The 15,456-nt window shown below is 40.2% G+C and carries 13 protein-coding genes and 1 riboswitch; of the genes, 7 read left to right on the top strand and 6 right to left on the bottom strand.

The genetic code is table 11. From position 1 onward, the window contains the following. Window positions 1-280 precede the first annotated feature (280 nt). Window positions 281-3,307 carry an efflux RND transporter permease subunit gene (locus tag ACOT8F_RS03670; protein ID WP_421650190.1) on the bottom strand — a complete coding sequence of 1,009 codons (3,027 nt, stop codon included), beginning with the start codon at window positions 3,305-3,307 and terminating at the stop codon, window positions 281-283. Between the two features lie 512 nt (window positions 3,308-3,819). Between ACOT8F_RS03670 and ACOT8F_RS03665 the strand changes: the two genes are divergently transcribed. Together ACOT8F_RS03665 and ACOT8F_RS03660 are read left to right on the top strand one after the other, a co-directional pair. Then, a complete protein-coding gene (locus tag ACOT8F_RS03665) occupies window positions 3,820-4,107 on the top strand; it encodes an HPr family phosphocarrier protein (RefSeq protein ID WP_421650189.1) in 288 nt (95 codons plus the stop codon). 259 nt (window positions 4,108-4,366) lie between these two features. After that, complete coding sequence (locus ACOT8F_RS03660) at window positions 4,367-4,621, top strand: CPCC family cysteine-rich protein (protein WP_421650188.1); 255 nt, start codon at window positions 4,367-4,369, stop codon at window positions 4,619-4,621. Window positions 4,622-4,657: 36 nt separating this feature from the next. Here ACOT8F_RS03660 and ACOT8F_RS03655 read toward each other — a convergent pair whose 3' ends face one another. Beyond that, window positions 4,658-6,694: a transglycosylase domain-containing protein gene (locus ACOT8F_RS03655; RefSeq protein WP_421650187.1), complete on the bottom strand. Its 2,037-nt coding sequence runs from the start codon at window positions 6,692-6,694 to the stop codon at window positions 4,658-4,660. 183 nt (window positions 6,695-6,877) lie between these two features. On the opposite strand from ACOT8F_RS03655, the gene ACOT8F_RS03650 reads away from it, so the two are divergent. From ACOT8F_RS03650 to ACOT8F_RS03640, 3 genes are all read left to right on the top strand, one after another. After that, window positions 6,878-7,390 (top strand): universal stress protein, encoded by a 513-nt coding sequence (locus tag ACOT8F_RS03650; protein WP_421650186.1) that lies wholly within the window; start codon window positions 6,878-6,880, stop codon window positions 7,388-7,390. Window positions 7,391-7,513: 123 nt separating this feature from the next. After that, entirely contained in the window at window positions 7,514-7,828 is a 315-nt protein-coding gene (locus ACOT8F_RS03645; protein WP_421650185.1) for a protoglobin domain-containing protein, read from the top strand. 7 nt (window positions 7,829-7,835) lie between these two features. After that, the gene (locus tag ACOT8F_RS03640; protein ID WP_421650184.1) at window positions 7,836-8,816 is read left to right on the top strand and encodes a methyl-accepting chemotaxis protein; all 981 of its coding nucleotides are present in this window, start codon (window positions 7,836-7,838) and stop codon (window positions 8,814-8,816) included. A 152-nt stretch (window positions 8,817-8,968) separates the two neighbouring features. On the opposite strand, the gene dat is transcribed toward ACOT8F_RS03640, so the two are convergent. After that, window positions 8,969-9,808 carry a D-amino-acid transaminase gene (dat, locus tag ACOT8F_RS03635; protein WP_421650183.1) on the bottom strand — a complete coding sequence of 280 codons (840 nt, stop codon included), beginning with the start codon at window positions 9,806-9,808 and terminating at the stop codon, window positions 8,969-8,971. A 562-nt stretch (window positions 9,809-10,370) separates the two neighbouring features. After that, window positions 10,371-10,547, top strand: a riboswitch (cobalamin riboswitch). Window positions 10,548-10,725: 178 nt separating this feature from the next. Between dat and ACOT8F_RS03630 the strand changes: the two genes are divergently transcribed. Continuing rightward, on the top strand, window positions 10,726-13,014 hold the full coding sequence (locus ACOT8F_RS03630; protein ID WP_421650182.1) for a ribonucleoside-diphosphate reductase subunit alpha: 2,289 nt from the start codon (window positions 10,726-10,728) through the stop codon (window positions 13,012-13,014). Between the two features lie 18 nt (window positions 13,015-13,032). Further along, window positions 13,033-14,079: a ribonucleotide-diphosphate reductase subunit beta gene (locus tag ACOT8F_RS03625; protein WP_421650480.1), complete on the top strand. Its 1,047-nt coding sequence runs from the start codon at window positions 13,033-13,035 to the stop codon at window positions 14,077-14,079. A gap of 25 nt (window positions 14,080-14,104) precedes the next feature. Here the strand turns inward: ACOT8F_RS03625 and ACOT8F_RS03620 are convergent, their stop codons facing one another. From ACOT8F_RS03620 to ACOT8F_RS03610, 3 genes are read right to left on the bottom strand one after another with little or no spacing between them, the layout of a single operon-like run. Then, window positions 14,105-14,614, bottom strand: a complete 510-nt coding sequence (locus tag ACOT8F_RS03620) for a DinB family protein (RefSeq protein ID WP_421650181.1) — start codon at window positions 14,612-14,614, stop codon at window positions 14,105-14,107. A 15-nt stretch (window positions 14,615-14,629) separates the two neighbouring features. Further along, entirely contained in the window at window positions 14,630-14,965 is a 336-nt protein-coding gene (locus ACOT8F_RS03615) for a DUF3147 family protein (protein WP_421650180.1), read from the bottom strand. Further along, window positions 14,949-15,365: a MarR family winged helix-turn-helix transcriptional regulator gene (locus ACOT8F_RS03610; protein WP_421650179.1), complete on the bottom strand. Its 417-nt coding sequence runs from the start codon at window positions 15,363-15,365 to the stop codon at window positions 14,949-14,951. Before ACOT8F_RS03610 ends, ACOT8F_RS03615 begins: the two co-directional genes overlap by 17 nt. Window positions 15,366-15,456: the final 91 nt, after the last annotated feature.

Below are 15,456 nucleotides of genomic sequence, written 5' to 3'. Positions count from 1 at the left end.
GCAATATGCCTTCTTCTATTACAAATGAAAAAGGCATAGGCTGCGAGATGAAAAATCGCTGCCCATGCCTTAGAAAAAACTTTTTTAAACGACTGCTCATATTTGCAGTTATTTAAAAAGGCAGGGCTGCGCTAAAAACGGAAGTTCTTTTTCTCACTGAAATCGCAACATTGATCCGTTTCATGGCACAGCCCTCCTTTCATATGGTTTCGGTTGGTTTCTTTTGTAAAGATACCATTTATTAGATAATTTTGTCAATTACCCATTTTTAAATTGTAACTTAAGCCACAATTTCCTGCTGATCTTTATGTTTAGCTTTTTTCTTCTTTTTGCGGTTAAGCAGTTCATACATGACAGGCACAACAATCAATGTTAAAGCAGTGGATACAGAGAGGCCTCCTATAACAACAACTGCAAGGCTTTTTGAAACAAGGCTTCCTGCTTCTTGTTCCCCAAATAACAACGGCGCCATAGCCACGATCGTCGTTACGGCTGTCATAATGATAGGACGCAAACGGATGCTGCCCGCTTCAAGCAGAGCTTCACGTACTTCCATTCCTTTTATGCGGTTTTGCTGAACTCTTTCGATTAATACAATGGCATTTGTTACAACGATGCCGATCAGCATTAAAGCCCCGATTAATGAACTGATATCAACAGTTGTTCTGGAAACGATCAGTCCAAGAATTGCTCCAACTGCTGCAAGCGGAAGTGAGAACAAAATGGCAAATGGCGCACGAGCCTGGCCGAATGTAATGACCATGATTAAATAAACAACCAGAATGGCAATTCCCATTATTTTAAAGAGATCCATAAAGTTTTTCTGCATGGATTCCGTAGCTCCGGCCATTTGAATTTTAGCTCCTGCAGGAAGTTCCGTCTTTTTAATTAATTCATCAATTTTGGTCCCTACAGCTCTTAAATCTTTTCCTGTAATATCTGCGGTCACCTGAACCGTTTCTTTTCCATCTTTATGATATACCATTGTTTTGATATCTTGTTTTTCCACATTTGCTATTTTCTTTAGAGGGATCGGACCAGCCTGAGAATAAATGAATGAATTCAGCAACTCATTCTCATTTTCCGGTTTCTTGCTCGGTGTTAATTGTACTTGAAGCTTCTCATCTCCGACTTTCATTTCACCCGCAGGTACCTTTCCGAGAGATGCACTGATATCTCCGCTGATAAGAGGATAATTTAACCCTAAAGGGAGAGCTTTATTTTGGTTTACATTTACGACCCATTCTTTTTGAAGATCTTCAAAATTATTTTTGATTTTATCAAGTCCTGAAATATTTTTTAATTTTTCTGTTACAATTTTAGCGGATTTCTTTAAGTCCTCTTGGTTTGCAGCTGTAATATTGAGTTCCAGTCCGCTGCCACCGCCGAAAGATCCAAAGCTTGCCTTTGCCGCTTCAATGGAAGCAGGCTTGTAGTCACCAGCGAGCTTTTTCACATCGCTGATAAATTTTTCAGTATCTTTCCCTTTTTTGAACAGCAGCTGAAAAGTAGCGACGTTATCAGTTGAAAGCTGGGAATATTTCGCATCCTCTTTTGATGCCCCCATTCGGAAGAACAGGTCTTTCAGCTTATCTTCTTTTAAAAGTTTGGTTTCTAGATTTTTCGCTTTAGCTTTAGCAAGGAATTGGTCATAATCAGCAGGAAACTTCATCGTTACGGTCATCATAGATTGATCTTCCGTATTGATGTTCGATTGAGGGATCGTGGCATAAGCCGTAATAGACCCAGCAAAAATCAGAATGGATAAAAGGATGACGATCCATTTATGATTTAATGACCAGTTTAGAATATTTGTATAAGATTTTAGAGGTTTTGTTTCTTTATGTTTAATATTTTTTAATAGTCCAAAGCTCATTAATGGAACGACAGTAAACGCTACTAGAAGAGAAGCTAAGATGGAATACACAACGGCAAGGATCAAAGAGTAAGAGAGATCTCCGATACCTCCTCCTGCAAAAATCATCGGCAAAAAGACTGCGATTGTCGTAAGGGTAGAAGACGTGATAGCGACGGCAACTTCTTTTGTTCCTCCATAAATGACTTCGAAAGAACGGCCTTCCTGCTGTATTTTCCGGTAGATGTTTTCGATCACTACGATGCTGTCATCTACTAGGCGTCCAACCGCCACGGCTATTCCGCCAAGAGTAAGAATATTTAATGTTACATGTGACTGATCAAGCAAGAAAAGAGTAATCAACAGGGAAAGAGGAATGCTGACAACCGTAATCAATGTCGTTCTTACATTACGCAGAAACAAGAAGATGACAATAGTCGCTGCAAGAGCCCCGAAAAGAACTTCTCTCGCCATTCCAAATACTGCATTTTCTACTGTCTCTCCATTTGAGGAGATGATTCGCATGTCGAAAAGACTCTTGTAATCTTTCTTTAACTCTTCCACTTTTGCCTCAACTTTTTTACTAACCTCGACAGCGTTTGCACTTGCTTCCTTGCTTACTACTAAAAGAAGAGCGTTTTTTCCATTAACTCGGGTATCCGCTTCATAATACTGTTCAATCTTAACATTAGCGATATCTTTAAGTTTAACCCCAGGCACAATAATAGCATTCTTTACCTGCTCTATATTCTTGACTTGACCAAGTACCCGGACAGCATTAGTTTTTCCGTCAACTGAAACCTGTCCTGAAGGTATAGAAGCATTTTGTGCCTGCAGGGCCATCATGATTTGCTGAGGAGCAATCTTCTTTTCTTCTATTTTTTTGCTGTCTACCTTAACTGCGAGTTCAGTAACAGATTTACCATAGTTCAAAACGGTAGAAACTCCGTCAATATCCTGGATGTCTGATATGAGGTTATTATCGATTTTTTCTTCCGTATCCTTAGTAAATCCATTTTTTGACTCGAGTGCAATTTGAACGATTGGAATCATTGAAGTATTCAGCTGTGAAACAACAGGCTTTTGAAACCCTTGAGGCAGGCTCGCCTGGTTCGTAATCTTCTCAATATCCCGGCCCGCTTCCTTCATATCTGTCCCTGAATCAAAAGTCATCGAAATCTGGGAAACACCTTCAGAAGTTGAAGAGGTTATAGTATCAAGATGCTTTACATTTTTTAGTTCTTTTTCAAGGGGGGCTGTGACTTCATCAGCCATTGTTTCAGCGTCCATTCCCTGTCCAAAGCTAGTGACATTAATCATAGGGCTGTCAAGACTTGGAAGAAGCTCCATCGGAAGCTTTGCTCCAGAGTATACCCCAAGGACTCCTACAAGAAATACCATAATGATAATGGCGGCTCTGTTTTTCAATGAAAATTTTGTTAACAAAGACATGGTCATCTTCCTCCATAAAAGAATTAGAAATATCCTCCATTACTATACATCATTATCTGGAAATTATATGTTAATTTTTGGTTAAATTATAGATATTTAGTTTCATATTTTTTATTTTTTAGGCTCAGTTAAAGCATAATGTTGATTTTCACACATTGTTGATAGGAGCGGGTGCTGAGACTCCTGCATAGAATAGCGTGTCAAGGGAGACCCCGGAGGCTCTAAGGTAAGCCCGCTAAAGCTTGAGTGTCTGCTAGCTGCAATCAGCAGCCAAATTTAACAGAGCCATTTTTTAAGACTAATTTGGTTACTAATACAATTGCTAAAATTCCCATTTAAATAGATTTAAAGAACCATTTTTTTCAAAGTAGACTATATTTATTTCATTTCGGTCTGAATTTTAGAGCGATTTTTAGATTCAGGGAGGTACTTAGACCCATTTTATATGAAGAGTGTTTTAGGTACTTCATGAAGAGGTATTGTTCTGTATAAAACATATGGAGGAATAAAAAATGATTAAAATGATAGAGAAAACATTGAATATGCAGCAGGCACTGCATTTATATCAGCTAGCTAATAAATATGAAGGATCAATCTTTCTTCAAACGGAAAATCACAGGAAAGTGAATGCAAAAAAACTGCCTTCCATGGTTTCATTCCTGCTGACGCTTCCGAAACAAAATGACATTTCTGTTGTACTGAATGGTGTAGAAGATGACGCGTTGTTAATGGAAATTGATGCTGTTTTATCTGAGCCAGCTTCTGAAAAATCAGCTTCGCTTAAAATTCAGATTCATTAAGAAGTATAAGCGAAAACTTCATTGCAGAAACTAAGCCAAAAATAAAAGGAGAATGTGAAATGATTCGTACGATACTTATGATTATAGGGGCAATTGTTGTCATTGGATGGATTATCAGCGCACTTTCCTAAAAAGCTGCCTATACTTAGAAAAACCGATTTTATACTTAACGTTCAAGACTAAATGAAGCCTGCGATTTGCAGGCTTTCTTGCTAGAGTTCATTATTGGAATATTTATTTTGTAACGGGAGGATTTCAAATGAAAGCTACTTGTCCTTGCTGCGGTTATAAAACCCTTGTAAAACCCCGCAACTGGGAGATCTGTGACCTCTGTTTTTGGGAAGATGATCCTTTGCAATTCGTCAATCCAGATTATGATGGCGGTATGAATGAAAAGTCACTCCGTGCTTATCAGAAGGAATTCAGGATGAGTGCCTATCCTCACAGGCAGCCTACTTGCTTTGATGAACGGGATCCATACTGGCGTCCAATAGAAGAACGAATGCAAGTATGACAAAAAGCAGCCGGACTCGGCTGCTTTTTGTCAGGTTTAATTGTCCTTTTTCGAATGGCTGCCGCTTCTTTCCTTTTTACCTTTTTTATCCTTCTTATGCCCGTCTTTTTTGTTTTCATGATTGTTATCTTTATGATTGTTGTTGTCTTTTTCAGGTGGAGATTTTTTTTCGTCTGCCGCTTGACTTTTTTCGGTGCTGGCAGCTGGTTTTTTCGGTACCGGCTTGAAATAACTTGGAAGATTAAAGTTTTCAACCGGTTCATTTGCCAGCGCTTTTGTCATGATAGCTTTAAAAATGGGTGCAGCTGTCTCGCTGGCTGAGGTAGTCAGATAATTTTTGGCATTTGTACGATCATAGCCAACCCATACAGCACCTGCGAGATTTGGTGTATATCCTGCAAACCACTGGTCTTTAACTCCATCTGAACCTTTTTGCGGCAACTGGGTCGTTCCTGTTTTCCCTGCCAGCTCTCTCCCCTCTAATCTGGCTTGCTTCCCTGTTCCTTCATTTACAACGCCCTGAAGCATGTAAGTTATTTTATCTGCTGTTTCTTTTGATGCTGCGCGCGTTTCCTGCTTTTTATAGCTGCCTGCCACATTTCCATTCGGATCAACTATTTTTATAATGGTATGAGATGCCTCTCTGACTCCATCATTTGGGAAAGCAGAGAATGCTTCTGCCATATTCAGCGGTGAGACTCCCCGATATAAGCCGCCAAGCGCCAAACCGAATTGGCGGTCTTCTTTTACAACAGGAATGCCGAACTTAGCCGCTGAATCAAGACCAGCCTGAATCCCTACCTGACTCAGTGTATAAACCGCAGGTACATTATAAGAATGAATCAGGGCATCATACATAGTTACCCTGCCTCTGTATTGATGATCATAGTTCTCTGGCTCATACCCTTTAAGATTAAGCGGTTCGTCCTTCAATTCGCTGAATATATCAAACCCTTGTTCCAGAGCAGGAGCATAATCAACGATCGGCTTTAAGGCAGAACCAGGCTGCCGCTTAAGCTGTGTCGCGTGATTAAATTGTCTGAAGGAGTGAACACCCCTTCCCCCGATTAGGGCCCTGATCCCGCCTGTTTTGGGATCAATCAGAACGGAACCGCTTTGTGCAGGCTCTCCTTCCGCACTTTTTGGAAACAACTTATCATTTTTATATACATCCTCAAGACCGGATTGCATGTTCTGATCCATCTCTGTATAGATTTTATATCCGCCTGAGAGAATATCCTTTTGTGATATACCGTATTTTTGGTTTGCTTCAGCGATAATCTGATCCACATAGGATGGATATTTTCCTTTGAATGGATCAATTGATTTCCTCTTCAAAATGATCTTTTCATTTTTAATTTTTTCAGTCTCAGCTTCGGACAAGTAACCTTGTCCTTTCATAAAACCTAAAACCAGATTGCGCCGCTGGATTGCCTTATCCATATGTTCCACTGGCGAATAGGCTGTTGGAGCTTTTATCAAACCTGCAAGAACCGCTGCTTCACCGGGTGTTAAGTCTTTCGCATTTTTGCCGAAATAGATCTGGGATGCACGCTGAAGACCCCATGCCCCCTCTCCAAAGTAAACCTGGTTGGCATAAAGCTCTAAAATCTCTTTTTTTGTATATTCTTTTTCAATTTTCTTCGCATAAAAGTACTCATCGAATTTTCGGGTAAACGTTTTTTGATGGGTTAAAAAAACGTTTTTGGCAAGCTGCTGTGTTAATGTACTTCCGCCTTCTACAACACCGCCAGCTGTAACATTTTTAAATGCTGCGCGAATGATACCAAAATAATCAATTCCCCCATGCTTGAAAAAATCCCGGTCCTCTGTCGACACCAGTGCGTGGATAAATTCAGGAGGAATCTCATTATAATCAATCCAATCAACTTTCGAATTGCTTAGCTTGCTCGCCAGTTTACCGTCTTTTCCGTAAATGACAGTTGGCTGAGCAATGGTTTGTTCAAGTTTTGATACATCCTTTGCATTCACCATTACTGTATTGACTAAAAAGAGAAGAAGAACAAAAAGAGCAAGAAAAATAAACACTCTGGTAAGAATGCCTTTTATCATTTCAATCACCTCGTAGTTGTTTAAAAGCAAACTCGTATGGATTCTTTTTCATTGTGCGCATGGTAACATGATTCGGCTGGAAATGAATTTTCTTTGGGGTCACACAAAAATGATTAGAAACAAGGCAGGCCGGGTATATATGATTAAACAATTTTTCAAATATTCAAAAAGGAAGTGGAAATCATGAAAGAAATCAAGCGATTGCTGGTGGCTTTTGATGGTACGGAAGATAGTGTGAACGCTCTCAATACTGCAGCAAACCTTAGTAAACAGCTGAACGCAGCCATTACAGTGGCTCACGTATTCGATGAGTCGGCCGCAGCAATTACAGCTGATTCATCAAGATATCCTGCTAATACCACATATATGACAGATGGCTTGCAGAATTATCCTGTACCCCCTTCAGCTGTGGATCAAGGGTCTATGGGTGCTGAGGAAAACCAGGATTATATAGGAGGCAGAACGACAGAGGTTTCTGTTCAGGCAAGCAATATCCTGGAAGAAAATAATTGCTCTGGGGAAGTAAAGGTTCTTGATGGTGATCCTGCAGAAGCGATAACAGTCTATGCAGAAGAAATACAGGCAGATATGATAATTATGGGAAGCCGCCATTTAAGCGGACTAAAAAAACTATTTTCAGGAAGCGTGAGTGAAAAGGTTTCAAGCTCGACAAATCTTCCAGTATTGATTGTTTAAAATAAATTTCTATATTCACTGGAAAAAGGCATCCCGCGATGCCTTTTTTATTTTTACCATAGTGCAAAAACGAACAGAATCGCCGATATTACAAGTGAAGAAAGCATAATTAGGGGGAGCCTTGTGAAATTTTTAACGAAAAAGAAAACAGAGAGAGAAAGATTGATTCCAAAATGGGATGAATTTGTCCATTTTCCTGCTATAAACGTTTCATATCCTGAATTGGCAAAACAGATTGAAATGTCAGGATTATCTGGAAAAGATCTATTAATTCTTAAAAGTCTGCAGCCAATTATTGAGGAAAATATTGAAACGATTATGACTTCCTTTTATGCAGCTATTGTCCGCGAAGAAAAGCTTTTGCAGATTATCAATCAGAACAGCTCAGTAGACAAACTAAAAGGTACGCTGCGAACTCATATAACTCAACATGTTTAAAGGCAATTTGGATGATGACGAAATTGGAAGACTCAAACGGATCGCAAGCATCCATGTAAAAATCGGCTTAAAAGAGAAGTGGTATCTGTGCGCTTTTCAACAGCTTCAAACCGAGATCACGAATGTTTTTTATCAAACTGTTCACTATAAGGACGAGCTTTTTGAATCGTATCAGGCAGTCTCCAAAATGATCGGCCTGGAGCAGCAAATCGTTCTGGAAGCGTACGATATGGAAAACAGAAAAAAACGGGAAGCATTGGAAAAGGAAAAAGAAAATCTTCGGCATGAAGTGAATGAGACAGCCATCCGTCTTGCATCAATTACAAGTCAGGCTAATGAATGGGTACAGGACATAAATAAGCAATCTCACCAAATAGCAGAGTCAGCCAACGGAAATGCTGTGCAGGCCGATAAAGCTTCCCGCGAGGCCGATCTTGGGAAAAGTACTCTTGATAAACAATCTGAATTAATGAGTGTTATTGAGAAAAGCACAAAAAACATTTCCAGTGAAATGAATATGCTGGAACAAACCTCTGAAAAAATCAATAACGTCCTATCACTCGTCACTTCCATAGCTGAGCAAACCAATCTTTTAGCCCTGAATGCAGCGATCGAATCAGCCAGAGCCGGAGAATATGGAAAAGGGTTTGCTGTTGTTGCAAACGAAGTGCGAAAGCTTGCAGAGGAAACAAAAAAATCTGTTCAGGGGATTTCCAGCCTAATCACAGATATTCACCAAAAAGTGGATAACATCGGACAATCCATCTCGACAATGTCAAACTTAACAACAGATGGAGCGAAAAACATGACCCAAATGGAAACATTCTATGAAAGCGTGCTTGAGCTCATGACGGCCAATAAGAAACAAAGCAATTTGTCCGACCTGGAACTTGCCAAGTTTGCAAATGTCATTGATGATATTACGGTAACAATGACTGAGCTTTCGGCAACTGCCGACAATTTAAAAGAGCTCTCTGACAATATATGAAGTGAAAAAGCACTGGATAAATACCAGTGCTTTTTAAATAAAGCTGTTTTCGCTTCTTCATTTCCTAGAAACGCATAGAGACTTACTTCGCGGCATCTTTTATGAGAAAGCAACAATGTTTAGAGCCTTAAAAGGAGAGTATGCATGTTTGTTTAATTTTGGTCAATTAATTGATTAAACAGTTTCTGCAGCTTTCTTGTAACAGCACCTGGAACGCCTTCTCCGATGACAGTATCTCCAACTTTGATGACTGGCAACACTTCAGAAGTGGTAGAAGTAATAAAAGCCTCATCCAGCTTTTCCAGATCTTCCATTTTAAGAGCCTTCTCCGTCAATGGTATTCCTTCATTCCTGCACAATTCCACTACCTTTATTCTCGTAATTCCGTTTAGAATCAGATTATTAACCGGGTGGGTAAAAATGTTGCCGTCAAGGACACCATAGAAATTGGTGGAGCTGCCTTCTGATATCCCGCCATCGCGGTGCATGACCGCTTCAAATTTCCCAGCCTCTTTTGCTTCCTGCTTAGCCAGCACATTTCCAAGCAGATTTAAGCTTTTAATATCACAGCGCTTCCATCTGATGTCTTCTGTCAAAGTGACTTCTACCCCTTCCTGCTGAAGTTTTTTCGGGCGATGGCACTCAAATGGATAAGCCGTTAGCATTGGAAGAACAGTTGAGTCAGGGAAATGATGCTGCCTTGGCGAGCCTCCTCGGGTTATTTGAAGATAAACGGCTCCCTCCTCCACATGATTGATCCTGAGCAGTTCTTTTAATTTCCCTTCTATTTCCTCCCGGCTGAAAGGAAGCCTCATTTTCATTTCAAAGACGCTCCGCTCCAGGCGGTCCATATGTTCTTTAAGTGTAAACAGCTTGCCATTATAAACTTTGATGACCTCGTAAACGCCGTCTCCAAACTGATAGCCTCTGTCTTCAATATCTACTTTCGCATTTTCTCTCTTTTCGATTTTATCGTTTATTAGGACAAACATCTTTTCCGCTCCTTTTCACATTCTCATCTAGAAAAATCTGTTTTATTAGTAAAACAGTATCACAGCAGAAACAATGTTTACAGGTTAATTGTCTGGTTATAGAAAAAGAAATTCCGAGAAAAATAGCCCTCTTTCAACAAGGCTCCTTTCTTAAGGCTCTTTTCTTAAACTTTGTTGCTCATGACCCTATATTACGGTTAACAAACCATCGGGAAGGTAATATTCTTTAAGAAAAGATGCCCCGAAGCTTGGCTGAATACGTGATAAGAGCTTGTACGAAAAGCAACAATCTTTGCGAAAAAAAGCCTCTCTTAAACTTTGTTGATTTCCCATCTTTTTTTCTTGAATATACTTGCAATCCAGATAAAAAAATTTTAAGAAATGAAGCCTCTACGAATAACAACACATTTTGCGTAATCAGCCTCTAACAAAGCATCTGATCTATATGAAAACTTTCGGCATTGTAAAAGAAATAGTTGAAATCTTGGAGCATGTCTATTATGATATTAACTATAAAACACAACATATAGAAAATAAAAAACAATTAAAATACTATATATAGATTATTACCAGCAGCATAAGGTGCCGCAAGGATTAAAAGGGAATCCGGTTAAATGCCGGAACTGTCCCCGCAACTGTAAGTGTGACGAACATGGATTGCCACTGTACAATTTGTACGGGAAGGACCATAAGTAGGATGATCACGAGTCAGGAGACCTGCCTGTGCTGATGTTAGTTTCTGTTCTCCGGGGGCCTTGAGAAGATGAAACGATGGTTATATAGGGGTACCCCCTATACTATCGTTTGATCCGCTCATTGCCAAGAGCGGATTTTTTATTTGGCAGAAAAAGAGGCTTTTATACTTCAAATCTCTACGCCTAGTAAAAAAGCACCTTTTATTTTGAGGAGGAATCCTAATGACGACACAAGTGACGACAATGATTATTGATGAAATCGAAAAAAACGAACAGCTGTTTAATCCTGAAGAGCTTGCTGCCTATTTAACAGAAAAAGCGGCTGCCTTCCCTGCTATTTCCATTCAGCCATTTATTGAGCGGCTTATTGAAACAATCTCAGCGAGAGAATTTTATACAAAAGAGGAATTATCCAATTTATTGATTTTAGAAGGCCTTGCTAATATTGATGAAAATGAACCGGAGTGGACTCATTTCTGTGCCCGGCTTTATCTGGATACCCTTTATAAAAAAGCAGCCAAAAAACGAAACTACGCCGCCTCTCAAAAATACGGATCCCTGCTTGAATTAATTAAAACGCTAACGATTTTAGGCATCTACAGCAGCCGTATTTTGTCTTCTTATACCGAAGCTGAAATTGAGGAGCTTTCCTTAGCCATTGATCCGGAAAAAGACTTTTTGTTTACATACATCGGGCTTCGCACGTTAAGTGACCGGTATTTGGCGCGGGATTATAGCAAAAATGTGATGGAGCTTCCGCAGGAGCGCTTTATGATCATTGCCATGACCTTAATGGCCAATGAAAACAAGGAAACGCGCATCGGTTTGGTTAAAGAAGCCTACTGGGCTTTAAGCAATCTTTACATGACAGTGGCAACTCCAACGCTTTCAAATGCCGGAAAATCGATTGGACAACTATCCAGCTGTTTTATCGATACAGTCGATGACAGCCTGCAAGGAATTTTTGACAGCAACACGGACATTGCCAACCTGTCCAAAAGCGGAGGCGGTATTGGTGTTTATTTAGGAAAAATCAGAAGCCGAGGAAGTGACATACGCGGGTTTAAAGGAGTCAGTTCAGGCGTTCTTCCCTGGATGAAGCAGCTGAATAATACGGCTGTCAGTGTTGATCAGCTCGGACAAAGAAAAGGTGCTATTGCCGTTTATCTTGATGTATGGCATAAAGATATCTTCTCCTTTCTGGATTCAAAGCTAAACAACGGGGATGAACGTCTGCGAACCCACGATCTTTTTACAGGTGTCTGCCTTCCGGACTTATTTTTGGAGCAGGTGGAAGCAAGAGGCGACTGGTATTTATTTGATCCTCATGAAGTCCGGAAAACAATGGGCTACAGCTTGGAGGATTTTTACGACGAAGAGTTTGGCAACGGCAATTTCAGGAATCGTTACGCCGAATGTGTCAAGCATCCTGCCCTTTCTAAAGAAAAAGTCCCTGCCATTGATATTATGAAGCGGATCATGATTGGCCAGCTTGAATCAGGAACTCCTTTCATGTTTTACCGCGACCAGGTAAATCGCCTGAATGCTAACCCCCATCAAGGGATGGTCTACTGCAGTAACCTTTGCACCGAAATCACTCAGAATCAAAGTGCGACAACAATGGACGAGCAGTATACAGAAGACGGCAAAATCATCACTGTGAAAACTCCTGGGGATTTTGTTGTCTGCAATCTTTCTTCTATTAATCTAGCGAGGGCAGTAACGGAAGAAGTATTGGAAAGGCTTGTGCCTATTCAAGTTCGGATGCTTGATAATGTGATTGATTTGAACGATATCCCTGTTCATCAGGCAAAAATCACAAACAGCAAATACCGATCTATTGGACTCGGAACGTTCGGCTGGCATCACTTGCTTGCACTGAAAAGCATCAAGTGGGAAAGCGAAGAAGCTGTCCTCTATGCGGACAGCCTATACGAAAAAATCGCTTTTTTAACCCTATCTGCAAGTGCAGATCTCGCAGAAGAGAAGGGAGCTTACCCGCTATTTGAAGGGTCTGATTATCATACAGGCGCTTATTTTCAAAAACGCGGCTACTCGAATGAGACAAGCGCACTTCCGTGGGATGAACTTCGTGAAAAGACAGCCGGAAAGGGAATTCGCAATGCTTACTTGATGGCAGTTGCACCAAATGCCTCCACTTCTATCATTGCAGGCAGCACAGCGAGCATCGATCCAATTTTCCAGAAAGTATACTCAGAAGAAAAAAAAGATTACAAAATTCCGGTTACGGCACCTGATCTCAGCGCCGAAACAACCTGGTTTTACAAATCAGCCTATTTTATTGACCAAAAGTGGAGCATTGAGCAGAATGCAAAAAGACAGAGGCACATCGATCAATCGGTTTCCTTCAATTTTTATGTACTGAATACAATTAAAGCGAAGGAACTGCTGGATTTGCATCTTACGGCATGGAAGGCCGGTTTGAAAACAACCTATTATGTGCGATCCACATCAAGCTTAATTGAGGATTGTGATTCCTGCGCAAGCTAAGGAGAGTGAGAAATTTTGATCAATCAAACCGTTCTTTCAAAAAGATCGATATTAGACAGCGAGGCCCCGAACCGTTCAACTGGCATCGTAAATGGCAAAAGTTCCAATATTCTCAACTGGGACGACGTCGCTTATTCGTGGGCTTTTCCAAAATACAAGCGGATGCTTGCGAACTTTTGGACACCGTTCGAGATCAATATGTCTCAGGATATTAAGCAATTTAAAGACTTAAAAACGGAAGAAAAAGATGCCTTTTTAAAGATCATTGGACTCCTTGCTCTTCTTGACAGCATTCAAACAGACTATGCCGGGAAAGTAGCGGATTACCTGACTGATTCAAGCCTGAACGCCTTGATGATTATGCTTGCCCAGCAGGAAGTCATTCACAATCATTCTTATTCTTATGTGCTCTCAAGCATCGTCTCCAAAAATCAGCAGGAGGAAGTATTTGAATATTGGAGAAGTGAACCGATATTGCGGAAACGAAATGAATTCGTAACAAATGGCTACCGAAATTTCGCTGAAGAAGCAAGCATTGAAAATCTGCTGAAATCCATTGTTTATGACGTTATTTTAGAAGGGCTTTTCTTTTATTCAGGATTTGCCTTTTTCTATAATCTCGCCCGCAATCAAAAAATGGTAGCGACAAGTACCATGATTAATTACATTAACCGCGATGAGCAAATCCATGTGGATCTGTTCGTAAAGATTTTCCAGGAAATATTAGCTGAAAATCCTGAGTACAATACCCCTGAACTTGCTATGTTTGTAAAGGAAACTTTCCTTGAAGCGGCAAGGCTTGAAATTGACTGGGGAAAAGCGATTATTGGAAGCAAGATGGAAGGCTTGAATATGAGTGATATCGAGGCTTACATTAAATTTTATGCGAATGTACGTTGCAATCAGCTTGGATTTGACCGCCCCTTCGAAGGCTTCCGAACGAATCCGCTAAAATGGATTAAAGCCTACGAAGAAGTGGATCTTGGCAAATCTGACTTTTTCGAGCAAAAATCACGTCAGTATACGAAAGTGAATCAGGTGGATAATGGGTTTGATGATTTATGATAGAGATGAGCTGATCTTTAATAGGTCAGCTCTTTACCATTTTCCGCAAAATCCTTATCTGTCCTCTGTGATTAATTTCATCCTCAAAGACATGAAACCAGATAAAGTAATGATTAGATGGATGATGATCCCATTGGCATTCTTCATATAACCAGTCATCATTTCTCTCTTTAAATTCATTCAATGTTCGATTTCGTACACTAGTCAGCTTCTCTATGTAATATTCAAGCGGATGGCCCTTTATCTCTGCTCTTCCTGCATTTCCTAGTGAATAGGCTGCACCCCATTCAGCCATTTCCTTTTGATTTGGCTTTCTCCCATCAAAAAATTCGATTTGGAAACCAAATTCCACAGCAGCTATATGCATTAAAAGCGCCCCGATGGAATTACTGTCTTTATTCGGTAAATAATCGAGTTCTTCTGCTGTTAATCCTCGAACACTATCCAATGTGGTCTTCCTCGCATAGTTCATCATTGAAATTAAATGACCCATTTGAGGGGTATATCCTTTCACTTCTTTTACTTTAAATTCCACAATGCATCCTCCCATTCAAATAAATAACAGCAAAACCTTTTGCATAACTAAACATAGACCCCAGCCCATTAACCCAAGGATGATGGCAAGAAAAAAAGGAGCAGAATACTTTAAAGCCAACGCAACAGTAAAAATGAGAATGATTGTACTCGGCAGACCATAAAGGACTCCAAATAGAAACTTGCTAAGCTGCTGATCAGGCTCTCCTTGAGCGTAAAGCCAGAAAAGACTTAACAAACTAACAAGAGGAAGAGCTGCAGCGATTCCCCCGTACCTTGGGGAATGTTTGGCAAAACCAGTGATAAGAGCAATAATAACTGCAGACACAGCGGTTTTAACGAGAAAAGACATGCTTTGCCTCCCTTGCTAAAAGAGCAAATGCTGTACTAATTTGCTTCTGTTCTTCATCGGTGAACCGCTTCAAAACAGCTTGCACCTTTTCTTCATCGAGCTCTGTATTCTTTTTGAGAACCTCTTCCCCGAGCTCTGTAAGTTTTACATACACGACTCGCTTGTCTGCATTTGACCTTTCTTTTTTCACATACCCTTTTTGTATCAGCCTTTTCATATGTTCAGACGCTGTATGATGGGTCACATCCAGTATTTTAGAAATAAATTGGATGGTTGCCTGCTCATTTTTTTTAACAGCCTGCATGCATCGGATGTTTTGATGGGTCAGTGATTCTTCATGTTTATAATGCAAATGATAATATAGATCTGTCCAAGCCTTGTTCAGTAATTCAGCATTCAATTTATCTCACCTCACTATATATCGTATTATACGATATAATTCTTAAAAACAAAAGCCAGCTATCCGGCTTTCGCATGGTGAATTTCCAATG

Source organism: Chryseobacillus diguaensis (assembly GCF_049220665.1).
Classification (GTDB): Bacteria; Bacillota; Bacilli; order Bacillales; family Bacillaceae; genus Metabacillus_B.
The sequence above is the reverse complement of the archived record's forward strand: the minus strand, read 5'-3'. Positions and strand labels throughout refer to the sequence as shown.